This is a genomic window from Veillonella rogosae JCM 15642 (genome assembly GCF_002959775.1).
Taxonomy (GTDB): Bacteria; Bacillota; Negativicutes; order Veillonellales; family Veillonellaceae; genus Veillonella; species Veillonella rogosae.
The window spans coordinates 143,098-158,192 of the sequence record NZ_PPCX01000002.1 but is presented as its reverse complement, the minus strand read 5'-3'; the positions used below and the strand labels follow the sequence as shown (position 1 = coordinate 158,192).

Sequence of the window (15,095 nt, the reverse complement as noted above, 5' to 3'; positions counted from 1 at the left end):
ACTACACAGGATCCACGTCAATCAGAAGCCCTTCTTGCGTGAAAATCCATGAGTTATATATATATTCTTTCAAATTCGTTAAATCAGTACCACGGATCATAATCGCTAAGCGATACATGTCCCGTACCTTTTTTATAGTTGCTTCGTAAGGACCATTAATAAGAATATCTTCATCCCCTTTATGAGCCTCCAAATCATCTACTATTCGATTTGCAATAGACTCTAAGGTTTCCATATCTTGATGACGCACTACCATGTGAATCATTTCTCTAAATGGAGGATATCCTAAAGCTTTTCTATTTTGAATTTCTTCATGGTAAAAGCCTACATAATCATGAGCCTTACTCTTTATTATAGCATAATTTAACGGATTATATGTTTGTATTACAACACTACCGGTTTTATCCCCTCGACCAGCACGCCCAGAAGTTTGGGTAAGCAAATCAAAAGTTCTTTCAGAAGCAGTATACACAGGAATATTTAAAACCGAATCAGCTGTTAAAATACCAACCGCTGTTACATCTTTAAAGTCATGCCCTTTAGATACCATTTGGGTTCCCAATAAAATATCGTATTTATGAGCTCCAAAGTCATGTAAGATGTCTTCTGCCATTTGTTTGTTTTTAGTTACGTCTTGATCAAGGCGGGCAATGCGAGCCGATTTAAAATGACGTCGCAACTCTTCCTCTACCTTTTGCGTACCTGAGCCAAAGAATTTAATGCGTTTACTATTACACTTTGGACAAACCGTAGGAATCGGTTCGTGATGTTCACAATAGTGACAGCGCAATTCCTCACCTGATTGATGATAGACCATCGCTACATCACAATGAGGGCACATAATAGTTTCCCCGCAATCGCGACACATTACAAAGGTACTATAACCACGTCTATTCAACAGAATAATCATTTGATTATGTTCATGTAATGTTTTCTGAATCAACCGACTCATAGCGTCAGAAAAAACAGAATAATTGCCATGGAGGATTTCTTCCTTCATATCAACAATAGTTACCTTTGGCATAGGTTGTTCAAAAATACGATGAGGTAACTCGAGTAAATGATACTCGCCTTGCTTAGCTTTATAGTAAGAAGTAATAGCTGGTGTAGCAGAACCTAAAATCACAGGACAATTATGTGCTTCACCACGCCATAAGGCAACATTACGGGCATGGTATCGAACCATATCTTCTTGTTTATAAGATGTATCATGTTCTTCATCCACAACAATAAGACCGATATCCTCAGCAGGAGCAAACACAGCCGAACGGGCACCAATAATAATATGACTATCCTTACGACGCAACCGTTCCCAATTATTATTGCGTTGTTGTACCGTCAATTTACTATGAAATACGACAACTTCATCGCCAAAGGTTTCCACAAATCGTCGCACAATTTGATCGGTCAATATAATTTCAGGCACCAAGATAATAGCAGTCTTATCTTGACTAATACATTTTGCTGTAGCTCGTAAATATAATTGAGTTTTACCGCTACCGGTTACACCATGAAGTAAGAAGGTTTTATGCTCATGACTATTCATAGCCTCTTGTATAGGCTCATATACGGATTGTTGAGCTTGAGTAAGAGGAATATTCACCTCTTCCGTTAAAAGCTCCGTAAAGGTCGTTTTTGTGGCTTTAAAACGTGATTCAATAGTAATCCCTTTAGCTTCACTTACTTGCTTTATGACCATGCGAGAAAAGCCTTTAGCTAATAATAGTGCCTTGGACGCACCACCGACTTCAAGTACGTATTGCGCTAATTCACGTTGTTTCTTTTTTCGTTCACTAAATTGATCTATTGAAAAATCAGGCATAACTACAAGCCATTCTTCTTTTGGTGCCTCATAGGATTTCAATGTTTTATTTACTGTAAATAATCGTAGTGCATCACCATAAGAAAAAAGATAATACTCATTTAAACGTCGTGCCGTATCCATCATTTCTGGTGTAAACCAAGGCTCACTATCTAATACTTGCACTATATTTCGCAACGTGAACTCAGGTGGCTCAACTAATTCTTCATAACCAATGAGGATTCCTTCTTCACGACTATGACCTAAAGGAATGAGTACGCGAGTACCAGGTAGTACGTTACCAAACTTTTCAGGCATCAAATAGCTCAATGGTTTATGAAGTTGTTTGGCAGGTCTGTTAATAATAACTTGTGCTACACGCATAGACTCATATCCTTTCATTTACTATAAAAGGTCTCAGTAGAAATTCTACTAAGACCTTTTGTATTATAAGCCAGCTTCTTGTTTTAAAATTGCTGCTTTATCTGTACGTTCCCAAGGTAAATCTACATCAGTTCTACCAAAGTGACCATATGCTGCAGTTTTGCGATAATGAGGTTTTAACAAATCAAGCATTTCAATAATACCTGCTGGACGAAGGTCGAAATGTTTCTTAACGAGTTCTTGAATTTTAGTTTCCTCAATGCGAGCTGTACCAAACGTATCTACCAATACAGATACAGGATGCGCAACGCCAATAGCGTAAGCAACTTGTACTTCACATTTATCAGCAAGACCTGCTGCTACAACGTTTTTAGCTACATAACGAGCTGCATATGCTGCAGAACGGTCTACTTTAGATGGATCTTTACCAGAGAAAGCACCACCACCATGACGAGCCATACCACCGTAAGTATCTACAATGATTTTACGGCCAGTTAAACCAGCATCACCATGAGGGCCACCGATTACGAAACGACCAGTTGGATTGATGAAGTATTTAGTATTTTCATCAACAAATTCTGCAGGTAAAGCCGCATCGATAACATAGCGTTTCAAATCAGTTTTAATTTGTTCTTGAGTTACTTCAGGGCTATGTTGTGTGGAGATAACAATTGTATCAATACGTTTAGGTTTACCATCAACATATTCAACAGTAACTTGAGTTTTACCATCTGGACGAAGATATGTTAAAGTGCCATCTTTACGAACTTCCGCAAGACGACGGGACAAGCGGTGTGCCAAAGAAATTGGTAAAGGCATAAGTTCAGGTGTTTCATTAGATGCATAACCAAACATCATACCTTGGTCACCAGCACCGATTTTATCAAGTGCTTCACCATTACCTTCTTTAGATTCAAGTGCTTCATCAACGCCCATAGCGATATCAGCAGACTGTTCATCAATGGATACAAGGACACCACAAGTATCACAGTCAAAACCGAATTTTGCACGTGTATAACCAATTTCACGAACTGTATCACGTACGATGCGAGGAATATCTACATAAGTGTGAGTAGAAATTTCACCTACTACATGAACTAGACCAGTAGTAACTAAAGTTTCACAAGCTACACGAGCAGTTGGATCCTTTTCAATAATCGCATCCAAAACAGCATCAGAAATTTGGTCAGCTATTTTATCTGGATGGCCTTCAGTAACAGATTCAGAAGTAAAAAACATATGTTTTTCAGCCATTTTATCCTCCTAATACGAAAAAAAGCCTCTCATGTACTCATGAGAGACCCTCCCATCTAACGACATTTGTCATAGGAATTAGCACCTTTTCCCCTTGGAATGGTTGCTGTAGCTTCACAGGGCCTATCCCTCCGCTACTCTTGATGAGTTACAGAAATATTATAGTGTATTTACAGTGAGAAAGCAAGTCATTATTATACTTCTTTACCATCTTTCAAGGCTAAATCATGTTCAGCTTTATGAAGGGCACTGTCAAACAGTCGATACATATGATGACGTCCTAGAACATCTAAGAAGTCAGATTTATACATTTCTCTACGAATATCGTAACTCACATCGCTAAGTAAAACTTCAATGTCTCTCTTTTGAAGTTCTTCTATGATGCCTCGCAGAATACGCAATCCCGTCAAATCTACAAAAGGCACCTTTACAAAACGAATAATTAAATATTTTGGATCTTTATGTATAGAACTTAAGGCTCTATCAAAAGCGCTAATGGCACCAAAGAATAAAGGTCCTTCCACGGTGTATACCATAATGTCAGGATGAAGTGTTATTTCGTGCTTAATTTGTTCAGATAATTCATCACAACTCGCTTCATGGACATCGATAGTATTAACCATTTTACGCATAAACTGCAAGACTGCAAGGACCACACCAACGTTTACAGCAACTACCAAATCGGTAAAGATTGTTAAGAAAAAGGTGAGCAGTAAGATTATCTGATCTGGTCTTGGTGCTAAGATGAGCATTCGTATAAAACGCGGTGCATCACTCATATTATAAGATACTATAAACAATATTGCTGCCATAGATGCTAATGGAATGTAGACAGCATAAGGAGCTAAAAATAATAAAATAGCCCCTAATGTAATAGCGTGAACAATACCTGCTATTGGAGAATTACCGCCTTGCCGAATATTGGTAGCCGTTCGAGCAATTGCACCTGTGGATGCAATACCGCCGAACAAAGGTACAAAAATATTGGCTAACCCTTGTCCAAATAGCTCAGTATTAGACTCATGCTTAGTACCACTCATACCATCTGCCACTACTGCAGACAATAAGGACTCAATAGCACCTAGCATGGCAATTGTAAAAGCTGGACCAATTAATGTTAAGATTTTATCAAAATCAAAGTGTGGCACGGAAAATGCAGGTAAACCTTGTGGAATACCACCAAAAGCACTACCTATAGTCAAAACCGTAGGAAACTGATAAACAGCTTGTATGACTGTAGCGACCATCATGGCTACAATGGGAGCTGGAACTTTATTAATATAAGGAATTTTCGGCAAAACTAATAAAATGATTAAACTCAGTAAAGCAATCCCTAAGGTTGGTATATCAGAATACGGCAATGATTGAATCATTGCCCATAATTTTTCATGGAAATGAGGTATATACGGTAACTGAGGGAATCCAAAGAAGTATGGCCATTGACCTACCCAAATAGTAACACCGATACCCGCAGTAAAGCCCATAATAACCGGCGTTGGTATAAATCTAATAACAGTACCTAATTTGGCTATACTCATTAAAATAAGCATAACGCCAGCCATCATGGTTGCAATTTGCAAGCCATCAAAACCATAATTAACGACGATACTGCTCAATAAGACAATAAAGGCTCCTGTAGGCCCTGCTATTTGTACGGGTGAGCCGCCAAACAAAGATACAAAGATACCGGCAATGATAGCCGTATAAATACCAGCTTGAGGTGTAACACCACTAGCGATAGCAAAGGCCATTGCTAAAGGTAAGGCTACTACTCCTACCACTAAGCCAGCAATAATATTATTACTCCATTTATCTTTACTTAAGGAGCCATTTAAATATGCTTTTTGAATAGCAAACATATAAATAACACACCTTTCTCAAACTACACGCAAAAAATTTGATATTAGAGGTGTTTATTTGCTACTAACTCAACTACTTCCTTCATAATATATTGAGCTAATTCAGATTTCTTCATATTAGCCATTTCTTTAGGCTCTTTATCAGGATATAAGAAATAACCTTCGTTTGTATCTACGTTAAATCCAGCATTAGATTTACTTACATCGTTTGCTACAAGCATATCTAAGTTTTTTCTAGCTACTTTATCTTGACCATACTTAATTACATGCTCTGTTTCTGCCGCAAAACCAACAAGGATTTGATGTTCTTTATGAGAGCCTAAACCTTGTAAGATATCTGGATTTTTTACAAGCTCCAGCGTCATAGATTCCATTTTCTTAATCTTTTGCTCCGCTTTATGAAGCACTCTAAAATCGGAAACTGCTGCCGCCATAACCACAACATCTACATTTTTATATCTAGATTCAACAGCTTCTTGCATGGAAAGTGCAGAATCTACTGGGACAAATTCAACACCACTTGGTACTGATAAAGATGTAGGGGCACTCACTAAAATGACATTCGCACCCATTCGTACAGCTTGTTCAGCAATAGCATATCCCATTTTACCGCTAGAACGATTTCCAATATAACGAACTGGATCTATGTTCTCCTGAGTACCACCAGCAGTGACAAGCACGGTAATACCTTCAAGTTCAGAAGTTTTACACAGTTGGGCTTCAAGCCATTCTACAATAGCTACAGGCTCTGGTAAGCGACCAACACCTGTAACGCCACAAGCAAGCCAACCTTCAGCTGGTTCCATAATATGATAGCCCAAGGAACGTAGCCCTTCTAGGTTACGTTGCGTAATTGGATTGTTATACATTTCTGTATTCATAGCAGGGCAAATATATTTAGGTGCTGTAGTTGCCATAATAGTAGTAGTCAACATATCATCTGCAATACCAGCATAGATTTTACCGATTACATTAGCCGTAGCTGGAACTACGACATACGCATCAGCCCATGTAGCCAATGCAATATGCTCCACGTCCCATTGATGCACTTGTTCAAACATGTCTAATGCTACAGGGTGACCACTAATCTCACCAAAGGTCAATGGTGATGCAATATTCGTAGCATTACGAGTCATCACAACCTTGACCTCTGCCCCTTTTTTACGAAGACGACTAACCACTTCAATTGCCTTATATGCTGCAATACCAGCAGAGACTGCGACAATGATATGTTTTCCGCGCATGTTCTTCTCCTTTTAAAAATTCCTTGTATCAAGGATACAAGGAATTGATTTATCTTATTTAATGCCTTCTTTAGTACGTTTATACGTCACTTCACCTTCAGCGATTTCATAGAATGCCAAGGAAACAGGCTTGTCAGTTGCATGTGTAGATTCAGCTAAGCATGGTTCACCATCTGTTAGTTCACGAGCTCGTTTAGCTGCCAATGTTACCAAAGTGTATTTGCTATCTACTTGACTTTCTAGTTTTTTCAATGGAGGTTTTACCATCATACTATCACTTCTCCTTAGACTCTTGATATTGTTTATAAATAAATTGAATTTGCTCTTTATTGCGACTAATCTTACAGGATTCAGCCCGTAAAATAGATGCAACCTTCTCTGATGCATCTGCAAGATCATCATTTACAACTATATAGTCATATCGATGAGCTAATGCCAATTCAGAACAAGCTAATGACAATCGTTTATCAATAACCTCTTTTGCATCAGTACCACGATTATGTAATCGTTCAGATAATTCAGTTAAGGATGGCGGTACAATATAAATAAATACGGCATCACTAAAACGTTCCTTAACTTGCATAGCACCTTGAATATCAATTTCTAATAGTACACTTTTACCATCATCTAATAAATCCATTACATGTTGTTTAGGCGTACCATAGTAATTATCATATACCTTTGCATACTCCAAGAATGCATCTTCACTGAGTAAAGTCTCAAATTCCTCCTTGGAGCGGAAGAAATAGTTAACCCCTTCCTCTTCACCAACACGCGCTGCACGTGTGGTCATAGAAACGGAATAAACTAAATTAGGCATTTCTTTACGAATATTCGCACAAATCGTACCTTTACCTGCGCCAGATGGCCCGGATATAACGATTAATAATCCTCTGTCTGACATATGTACTCCTATGATTCCACTGTATCTACATCTACATCATGTTGCACAAGTCGATGTGCTACGGTTTCCGGTTGAATTGCAGATAATACAATTTGACCACTATCCATAACTAATACAGCACGAGTCTTACGACCATATGTAGCATCAATGAGCAGGCCCTTATCTCTAGCATCTTGAACCATTCGCTTAATCGGTGCAGATTCAGGACTAATGATAGCCATAACACGGTTAGCAGATACCATATTACCAAAGCCTATATTCAGCAATTGAATACTCATTCATGGACCTCCTATTACTCTACATTCTGTACTTGTTCTCTAATTTTCTCTAACTCACATTTAAGTTGAACCACAAACTCTGTAATACTGGAATCCATCGCCTTGGATCCAATTGTATTTACTTCACGATTCATTTCTTGCAAAATAAAATCGACCTTTCGACCGATTGGATTTTCATCTGTAAGTGTGTTTTTTAATTGTACCACATGTGAGCTGAATCGGACAATCTCTTCAGTAATATCAGTCTTATCAGCTAATATAGCAATTTCTTGTAGAAAACGCTCTTCGCTAATACTTGCTTCTAAAGAAAGTAAATACTCTTGAATTTTACTTCTAATATGTTCACGATATGCTTCTACAGCACCAGATTTGTTAGTATCAATATGAGAAATAATATTTTCTAGTGTGGCGATGCGGTCCACTAAATCTCGTTGAATATGTTCACCTTCCACAGCTCGCATAGCTATCAAAGCATCTAATGCAGAACTTGTAGATTCTTTCACTATATCTGAAAGTACCTCTTCTGCAATGGGAGTATCTTGTTGTTGAATCCAATCATTAGAAATTGAATTTACAGCTTGTAATGGTACCTTTTTAGGATCATCATAAAATTCTTCTTGAACGAGCAATTCTTGAATTTGTTTTCTTAATACACTATTTATAGTAAACGTCTTAGGTCTCTCGCCAGCATCTTGAATAGAAACCGATACCTCTACCTTGCCTCGATTTATACGATCTTGTACCATTCCACGAATGATACTTTCAAAAGGATTCATTTGTTTTGGACAACGTATAAATAAATCCAAGAAACGTGCATTGACGGACTTAATTTCTACCGTACAGGTAATGCCATCTTTGGTTGCTGTACCAGAACCAAAACCGGTCATACTTTTCATAAGATATCCTCCTTAGTAGTTTTTATTATTGTACCACGAATTACACAATCCGTGTTTAAATACTAAGAATTATATGTACACTATGGTATACTAAACTATACTTCTAAATAAATTTGAAAGGAGTACTATGAATTTAGATGGTCTTACCATGTCTGTACTCGCTAAAGAGTTAAATGAGCGATTACAAACTGGTCAAATACAAAAACTATATCAAATAGATAAAACTACACTATTATTTAAAATTCGAGCCCTTAATGAAGATCAAAACTTGATCATCACCGTAGGTGCTACCCCAGCCATGTATCTTAGCAAGCCACTGCAAGATTTACCAAAAGAGCCTAGCTCACTTTGTATGTTCTTACGTAAACACATTGAAGGTAGCCGTATAGTAAAAGTTGAGCAAATCAATGGGGACCGTATTATGTGTATCCAAACGGATAAACTAGAAATGGATGGTTCCATTACAAGTACACTCATTTATGTTGAATTAATGGGCAAATATTCTAACTGTATCTTTGTACAAGATGGAGTTGTCTTAGAATCTTTAATTCATGTTTCTCCACTGATGAACCGTGAGCGTTCTATTAGTCCAAAACTTCAATACGAGTTACCACCAAATGCTAATCGCGTTAGTCTAATGGACTTTGATTATAATGAGATTAGAAATCTACTAGTCTCCTTTGGTAATGGCAGCGTTCAACAATCTATTCGCGCTATTTTTAACGGCTTTGGTAAACCTTTACTTGATGAGGTTTTATATAACGCTAATTTAAATGGTGATGAAATTATAACTGATTTAGAGGCATCACAAGTCGACAAGTTAGCAAATGCCTTGTACGATTTAAAAATGATGCTTCAAAACGGCAATGGATTACTCTCCTTAGTAAATGATAACCATAAAAAAGCATATTCTACCTTTATCTTACATAACTATAATGTTGTGAAAACATACGAAACTATTTCTGAAGCTTTAGAAGAAACAATTCACAGTACAAAAGCAATCCACACAGCGGATAAAGAGCTAGAAAAGATTTTGACGGCGGCCATCAAAAAAGAAGAAGGTCGTCACCAAAAGATTAAAGATGAATTAGAAGACACGAATAAAATGGATACCTATAAATTATATGGTGATCTATTAATGATTAATGCACACCTTCAAGTGCAATACGAACCTTCTATTGAATTACAAAATCTTCTTTCTGATGAAGGAGAAATGCTAACAATACCATTAAAGCCAAATCTAACGATTGTAGAAAATGCACAATGGTATTACAAACTTTACACTAAACTGAAGAATCGTATGGTCAGCGGTGAGTACCAACTTAACGCAAGTACTACAAAACTTGAATACTTAAAGTCAATTTTGTATAGTATATCGCTTGCTACCACTCGTGAAAGTTTAGAGGAAATTCGCAAAGAATGTATGGATGCGGGCATTATAAAAAAATCTAAAAAGCCACTATCCTACAAGCTAGGTAAATCTAACTACATTCACTTAACAATTGACGAAGGTGAAATGTTTATCGGTCGTAACAATCAGCAAAATGAATATTTAACGCATCGTTTTGCTAAACCAACGGACATTTGGTTCCACACGCAAGACATTCAAGGCTCTCACCTTATTCTTAGACTTAATGTTGAACCAGATGATATGATTTTATCTAAAGTAGCACAATATGCAGCCTACTTTAGTAAGGCACGAGAAACTAGTAAAGTTCCTGTAGACTATACATACATTAAAAATATCAAAAAACCGCCTGGATCTCCTTTAGGTTTTGTTATTTTTAATACACATCAAACTATGATTGTAGAACCTAAAAAACCGGACAATTATAATGAATAAAAAAGAAGCGAAGGAAATCCTTCGCTTCTTTTATTTATATTATTGGTTTTCTTCTGTACGTTGTTCAGTCTGTTTTAAACTTTCACGATTTTGACGTAAGCTTTCCAATGTTTTCTCTAAGTTATTTTCCACGTATTTAAGAACATCACCAGCATATTGAATGGAGCTGGATTTCAATTCTTCAGAGGATTGGTTAGCAGCATTGATAATTTGATTAGCTTGTTCTTGCGCTTGTTTAACAAGTTCACTTTCCGCTGTTAATTTAGCAATGTAGTCTTTAGCTTGATCAATTAAAGTTTCCGCTTGACGTTGAGCATCAGCTAATACTTTATCCTTATCAGCTACAATACGACGAGACTCTTCAAGTTCCAATGGCAAGGACTCTTGAATAGAATCGATAATACGCATAATTTCGTCTTCCTCGACCATACGTTTTGTAGTCATAGGAATACGGCTGCTAGATTCAATAAGAACCTCTAAATCTTCTAATAATTTTTCTGTTTTCATACAATTCACCCCTATTTATTATGGACCGTATTAAATCGTTCTTCAAGTTTTTCCTTAACATCATCCGGAACAAGGCCATCTAGTTTGCCACCAAATTTAGCTAGTTCTCGAATACCTGTGGAGCTGACAAAAGAGTATTTGTTATTTGTCATAATAAATACTGTTTCGATGTCATCATCCAAGTATTTTGCAAACAAAGCACGCTGAAATTCATATTCAAAGTCACTCAATGCACGCAAACCACGAATGATAATAGTAGCATTCTTTGATTTAACATATTCGTTAAGCAAACCACCTGTACAATCAATTTCAACATTAGGAATATGTTTGACAGAATTTCGAATCATCGCAACCCGTTCTTCCATGGTAAATAAGGAATTTTTATTCGGATTTGAGCTAACAGCAATGATTAATTTATCAACTAATCGACTGCCCCGTTCAAAAATATCAACATGTCCATTAGTAACTGGGTCAAAACTACCCGGACATACACCTATACGCACAGGATTAGCTCCTTTCAGCTGTGTTTACAAAATAGGAAACCATCGTATAACCAAATTTCTGTTCTTTTATACACTCCCATGATTCAGGTAAACTAAAAAGCTCATCCTTATGATGTTCTAGTAATAAAACACCTTCAGGTTTTAATAAATCATAGGTCACAACCAAATCTATGGTATCTTGTATAAATCCATTCTCATATGGCGGATCAGAAAAAATATAATCGAACTGTCGCCCCACTATATAATTTTTTAATTGTGAAAGTTTCCTCGGAATAATTTCTAACCGATCATCCACACGACAATGTTTAGCATTCTCTAAAATTAATTTTCCCGTTTTAAAGTCTACCGCTACTGCATGTGCTGCACCGCGACTTAAGGCTTCAATTGCTACTGCACCAGTGCCAGAAAATATATCTAATACGTCTGTACCAAATATGCCTCTATTAGCTAATACATTAAATACACTTTCTCGAACACGATCAAGTGTAGGTCTAGTATCAACCCCTTTAGGTGCTTTTATAGCATGTCCCTTCGCAGTTCCGCCAATAATTCGCATACAACCCTCACAAGATTATACTCATTAATTATAGTATATAAATAACCAAATTAAAAGTATCTTTTATTTATGATACTTCAATTTTAATATCGCGCCCCATTAACTCAGCCAAGGCTAAAGCAGGCGATTTCTCCTCATATAAAACCTCATACAACGCTTTAGTTATAGGCATTTCAATTTGATGTTCACAAGCCATTTTATATACAATATCGGTGGCAAAAAAACCTTCCACCACCATATTTGTATGATTAATAATATAGTCCATCGTCTTACCATCTGCAAGCTTTTGACCAGCCGCACGGTTACGACCATGAGGACTCATACAAGTAGCAATTAAATCGCCCATACCGGCTAGACCAGCGTAAGTTTCTTTCTGGGCACCTAAGGCAACCCCAAAGCGAGTCATCTCATGAAGACCTCTCGTTAATAATAAGGCTTTACAATTGTCGCCAAGTTTAAGGCCATCAACGATACCAGCAGCTAAAGCAATAATATTCTTTGTAGCACCAGCAAGTTCAACACCTATGATATCAGTATTGGCATAAATTCTAAAATTTTGGCTACATAATGCTTTTTGAAGTGTAGTAGCCACCTCTAAATCCTCTGTACTTAATACAGAAGCAGCCGGTAAATTACGCCCAATCTCTTCTGCGTGATTTGGACCAGAAAGAACAGCCAAGTGACAACCAACTGGACCTAGAACCTCTTTCATAACATTGGTTAATAATTTACCTGTAGTTCGTTCAACCCCTTTTGAACAAAGAATATAAGATTGATTTTTATGCGCATAAGGCTTTATAGACTCTAAGCTAGTACGGACATGTACAGAAGGTGTAACCATTAAAACAACTTCTGCATTTCTAATAGAAGTTTCTAAATCAGAGCTATATAGTAACTCTTTAGGTAGCTCTACACCTGGCAAATAATCTTTATTTTCTAAATCTTTAGCCAATTGGTCAGCAAATTCTGGGCGACGACAATATAAAGTTGTAGTATTTCCAGCCAAAACGGATTTAATAGCAAGGGCTGTACCCCAACTACCAGAACCTATAACAACAACATTCATACATTAATCCTTTTTAATACGTTCTACTTTCAACTCATTACCTGCAAGTAGACGTTTAATATTATCCCAGTGACGAACTATAACAAATAACGCAGCTAATCCACCAAAGCCAACAAACCAATAAGATTCACCTGTAACGTACATCAATACAGGTACTAATGCAGCAGCTACAATAGAACCTAATGATACGAGCTTGGTGAAATATACGATGATGCCCCACACAAGGAAGCAAAGCAATGCTACTAAAGGAGAAAGAGCAATGAGAACACCTAATCCGGTAGCAACGCCACGACCACCTTTGAACCCTAAGAATATAGACCAGTTATGGCCCATCATAGCAAGGATACCACCTAAAATCATATACATAGGTCCATAAGAGGATAATAATACTACCCCAGCAGCACCTTTTAGAGCATCACATAAAAATACTGGTAATGCAGCTTTAAGACCGATAACACGATATGTATTGGTAGCCCCTATATTCTTTGATCCATATTGGCGTACGTCTGTATTAAAGAAGGTTTTGCCAATGATTAAGCCACTAGGAATTGAACCAATAAAATACGCTAATACAGCATAAACGATAATCATAATATCCATTAGTCTTCATCATCCCGTTTCTTACCACGTAATACTAAGCGAATTGGAGTACCTTCAAAACCGAAGGATTCACGCAATCGATTCTCTAAGAAACGCATATAAGAGAAGTGAATTAACTCAGGTTCATTTACAAACAAAATAAAGGTCGGTGGCTTGACACTTGCTTGTGTCATGTAGTAAATCTTAGGAATTCTACCATTGCGAGATGGTACTGGATTAACTGTTTGCGCATCTTGTAACAATTGATTCAACGTACCAGTAGATACACGACGATATTGTTGTTCAGAGACGAATTTTAACATATCTGCTAATCGATGTATACGTTGCTTAGTTAAAGCAGATGCAAAAAGAATCGGTGCAAATTGCAAGAAACCTAATTCTTCATAAATATCTTCAGTAAAGCGCAATGTAGTTTTATCGTCTTTTTCAACAAGATCCCATTTATTAACAACAATGACTACACCCTTACCGGCTTCATAAGCATAACCTGCAATCTTCTTATCTTGTTCGGTAACACCATCTTGTGCATCTAGCACAAGAACAACAATATCAGAACGGTCTACAGATCGCAAAGAACGTACAATACTATATCGTTCTACAGCTTCATCAATTTTAGATTTGCGACGCATACCAGCTGTATCAATCAATACAAATTTTTGATCCCCATGAGTCCAATATGTATCGATGGAATCACGAGTAGTACCTGCTACATCAGATACGATAACACGAACTTGACCCAATAATGCATTCGTCAAAGAAGATTTACCAACATTTGGACGACCAATAATAGCAACATGAATTGTATCTTCGTCATCTATATTAGTACCTACAGGAGGGAAATGTTTCACGGTGTCATCAAGCAAATCACCTAAGTTCATTAGATTTTTTGCAGAAATACCAATAGGATCACCTAAGCCAAGATTGTAAAATTCATAAATATTAGGCTCTTGATTTACGCTATCAATCTTGTTAACTACAAGAACTACAGGTTTACCACTAGCGCGCAAAATATTTGCAACCTCTTCATCAGCTGGTACAATACCTTGTTTACCATCGACGACAAATAAGATTACATCCGCTTCTTCGATAGCCAATTCAGCTTGTAATCGCATCATTTTTGGAATAACATGGCTATTTTCAGTGATGAATTCGATACCACCTGTATCGATCATTGTAAATTCACGATTTAACCACTCTGCATCGAAGTAAATACGGTCCCGTGTAACACCGGGAATATCTTCGACTATAGAGATACGTTTATTAACAATGGCATTAAAAAGTGTAGATTTACCTACATTTGGACGGCCTACAACGGCCACTAATGGTTTTGCCATAGTTTCACCTCATTATCTAATCTAATACATTACTATATTTTATCATATTCTACGTATAGTACGCAA

Annotated in this window: 15 protein-coding genes and 1 riboswitch; of the genes, 1 reads left to right on the top strand and 14 read right to left on the bottom strand. The window is 37.1% G+C overall.

The features are described from left to right. Position 1 precedes the first annotated feature (1 nt). The 8 genes from priA to VRHSUH09_RS00985 all read right to left on the bottom strand — a co-directional run bounded on the left by priA (position 2) and on the right by VRHSUH09_RS00985 (position 8,620). Positions 2-2,185: a replication restart helicase PriA gene (gene priA / locus VRHSUH09_RS01020; RefSeq protein ID WP_105081124.1), complete on the bottom strand. Its 2,184-nt coding sequence runs from the start codon at positions 2,183-2,185 to the stop codon at positions 2-4. 63 nt (positions 2,186-2,248) lie between these two features. Further along, complete coding sequence (gene metK, locus VRHSUH09_RS01015) at positions 2,249-3,439, bottom strand: methionine adenosyltransferase (protein ID WP_054747560.1); 1,191 nt, start codon at positions 3,437-3,439, stop codon at positions 2,249-2,251. A 49-nt stretch (positions 3,440-3,488) separates the two neighbouring features. Next, a riboswitch (SAM riboswitch) is annotated at positions 3,489-3,589 on the bottom strand. 44 nt (positions 3,590-3,633) lie between these two features. Then, positions 3,634-5,298 (bottom strand): SulP family inorganic anion transporter, encoded by a 1,665-nt coding sequence (locus VRHSUH09_RS01010; RefSeq protein ID WP_105081123.1) that lies wholly within the window; start codon positions 5,296-5,298, stop codon positions 3,634-3,636. A gap of 44 nt (positions 5,299-5,342) precedes the next feature. Beyond that, complete coding sequence (gene coaBC, locus VRHSUH09_RS01005) at positions 5,343-6,542, bottom strand: bifunctional phosphopantothenoylcysteine decarboxylase/phosphopantothenate--cysteine ligase CoaBC (protein ID WP_105081122.1); 1,200 nt, start codon at positions 6,540-6,542, stop codon at positions 5,343-5,345. 54 nt (positions 6,543-6,596) lie between these two features. Continuing rightward, positions 6,597-6,812, bottom strand: coding sequence for a DNA-directed RNA polymerase subunit omega (rpoZ, locus tag VRHSUH09_RS01000; protein WP_004695660.1), 216 nt, complete (start codon positions 6,810-6,812; stop codon positions 6,597-6,599). Between the two features lie 4 nt (positions 6,813-6,816). Continuing rightward, complete coding sequence (gmk, locus tag VRHSUH09_RS00995; RefSeq protein WP_105081121.1) at positions 6,817-7,446, bottom strand: guanylate kinase; 630 nt, start codon at positions 7,444-7,446, stop codon at positions 6,817-6,819. A gap of 8 nt (positions 7,447-7,454) precedes the next feature. Beyond that, entirely contained in the window at positions 7,455-7,724 is a 270-nt protein-coding gene (gene remA / locus VRHSUH09_RS00990) for an extracellular matrix/biofilm regulator RemA (RefSeq protein WP_004695657.1), read from the bottom strand. Positions 7,725-7,738: 14 nt separating this feature from the next. Further along, on the bottom strand, positions 7,739-8,620 hold the full coding sequence (locus tag VRHSUH09_RS00985; protein ID WP_054747565.1) for a YicC/YloC family endoribonuclease: 882 nt from the start codon (positions 8,618-8,620) through the stop codon (positions 7,739-7,741). A gap of 127 nt (positions 8,621-8,747) precedes the next feature. On the opposite strand from VRHSUH09_RS00985, the gene VRHSUH09_RS00980 reads away from it, so the two are divergent. Next, positions 8,748-10,463 (top strand): Rqc2 family fibronectin-binding protein, encoded by a 1,716-nt coding sequence (locus VRHSUH09_RS00980; RefSeq protein ID WP_105081120.1) that lies wholly within the window; start codon positions 8,748-8,750, stop codon positions 10,461-10,463. Positions 10,464-10,502: 39 nt separating this feature from the next. On the opposite strand, the gene VRHSUH09_RS00975 is transcribed toward VRHSUH09_RS00980, so the two are convergent. The 6 genes from VRHSUH09_RS00975 to der all read right to left on the bottom strand — a co-directional run bounded on the left by VRHSUH09_RS00975 (position 10,503) and on the right by der (position 15,029). Further along, on the bottom strand, positions 10,503-10,970 hold the full coding sequence (locus tag VRHSUH09_RS00975) for a hypothetical protein (protein WP_005386756.1): 468 nt from the start codon (positions 10,968-10,970) through the stop codon (positions 10,503-10,505). Between the two features lie 11 nt (positions 10,971-10,981). Beyond that, complete coding sequence (gene coaD / locus VRHSUH09_RS00970) at positions 10,982-11,473, bottom strand: pantetheine-phosphate adenylyltransferase (protein WP_009351506.1); 492 nt, start codon at positions 11,471-11,473, stop codon at positions 10,982-10,984. Between the two features lie 4 nt (positions 11,474-11,477). Then, positions 11,478-12,029, bottom strand: coding sequence for a 16S rRNA (guanine(966)-N(2))-methyltransferase RsmD (gene rsmD, locus VRHSUH09_RS00965; protein WP_105081119.1), 552 nt, complete (start codon positions 12,027-12,029; stop codon positions 11,478-11,480). A gap of 67 nt (positions 12,030-12,096) precedes the next feature. Beyond that, entirely contained in the window at positions 12,097-13,095 is a 999-nt protein-coding gene (locus VRHSUH09_RS00960; protein WP_054747570.1) for an NAD(P)H-dependent glycerol-3-phosphate dehydrogenase, read from the bottom strand. Positions 13,096-13,098: 3 nt separating this feature from the next. Continuing rightward, positions 13,099-13,695, bottom strand: coding sequence for a glycerol-3-phosphate 1-O-acyltransferase PlsY (gene plsY, locus VRHSUH09_RS00955; RefSeq protein WP_009351484.1), 597 nt, complete (start codon positions 13,693-13,695; stop codon positions 13,099-13,101). Continuing rightward, a complete protein-coding gene (der, locus tag VRHSUH09_RS00950) occupies positions 13,695-15,029 on the bottom strand; it encodes a ribosome biogenesis GTPase Der (RefSeq protein WP_105081118.1) in 1,335 nt (444 codons plus the stop codon). Before der ends, plsY begins: the two co-directional genes overlap by 1 nt. Positions 15,030-15,095: the final 66 nt, after the last annotated feature.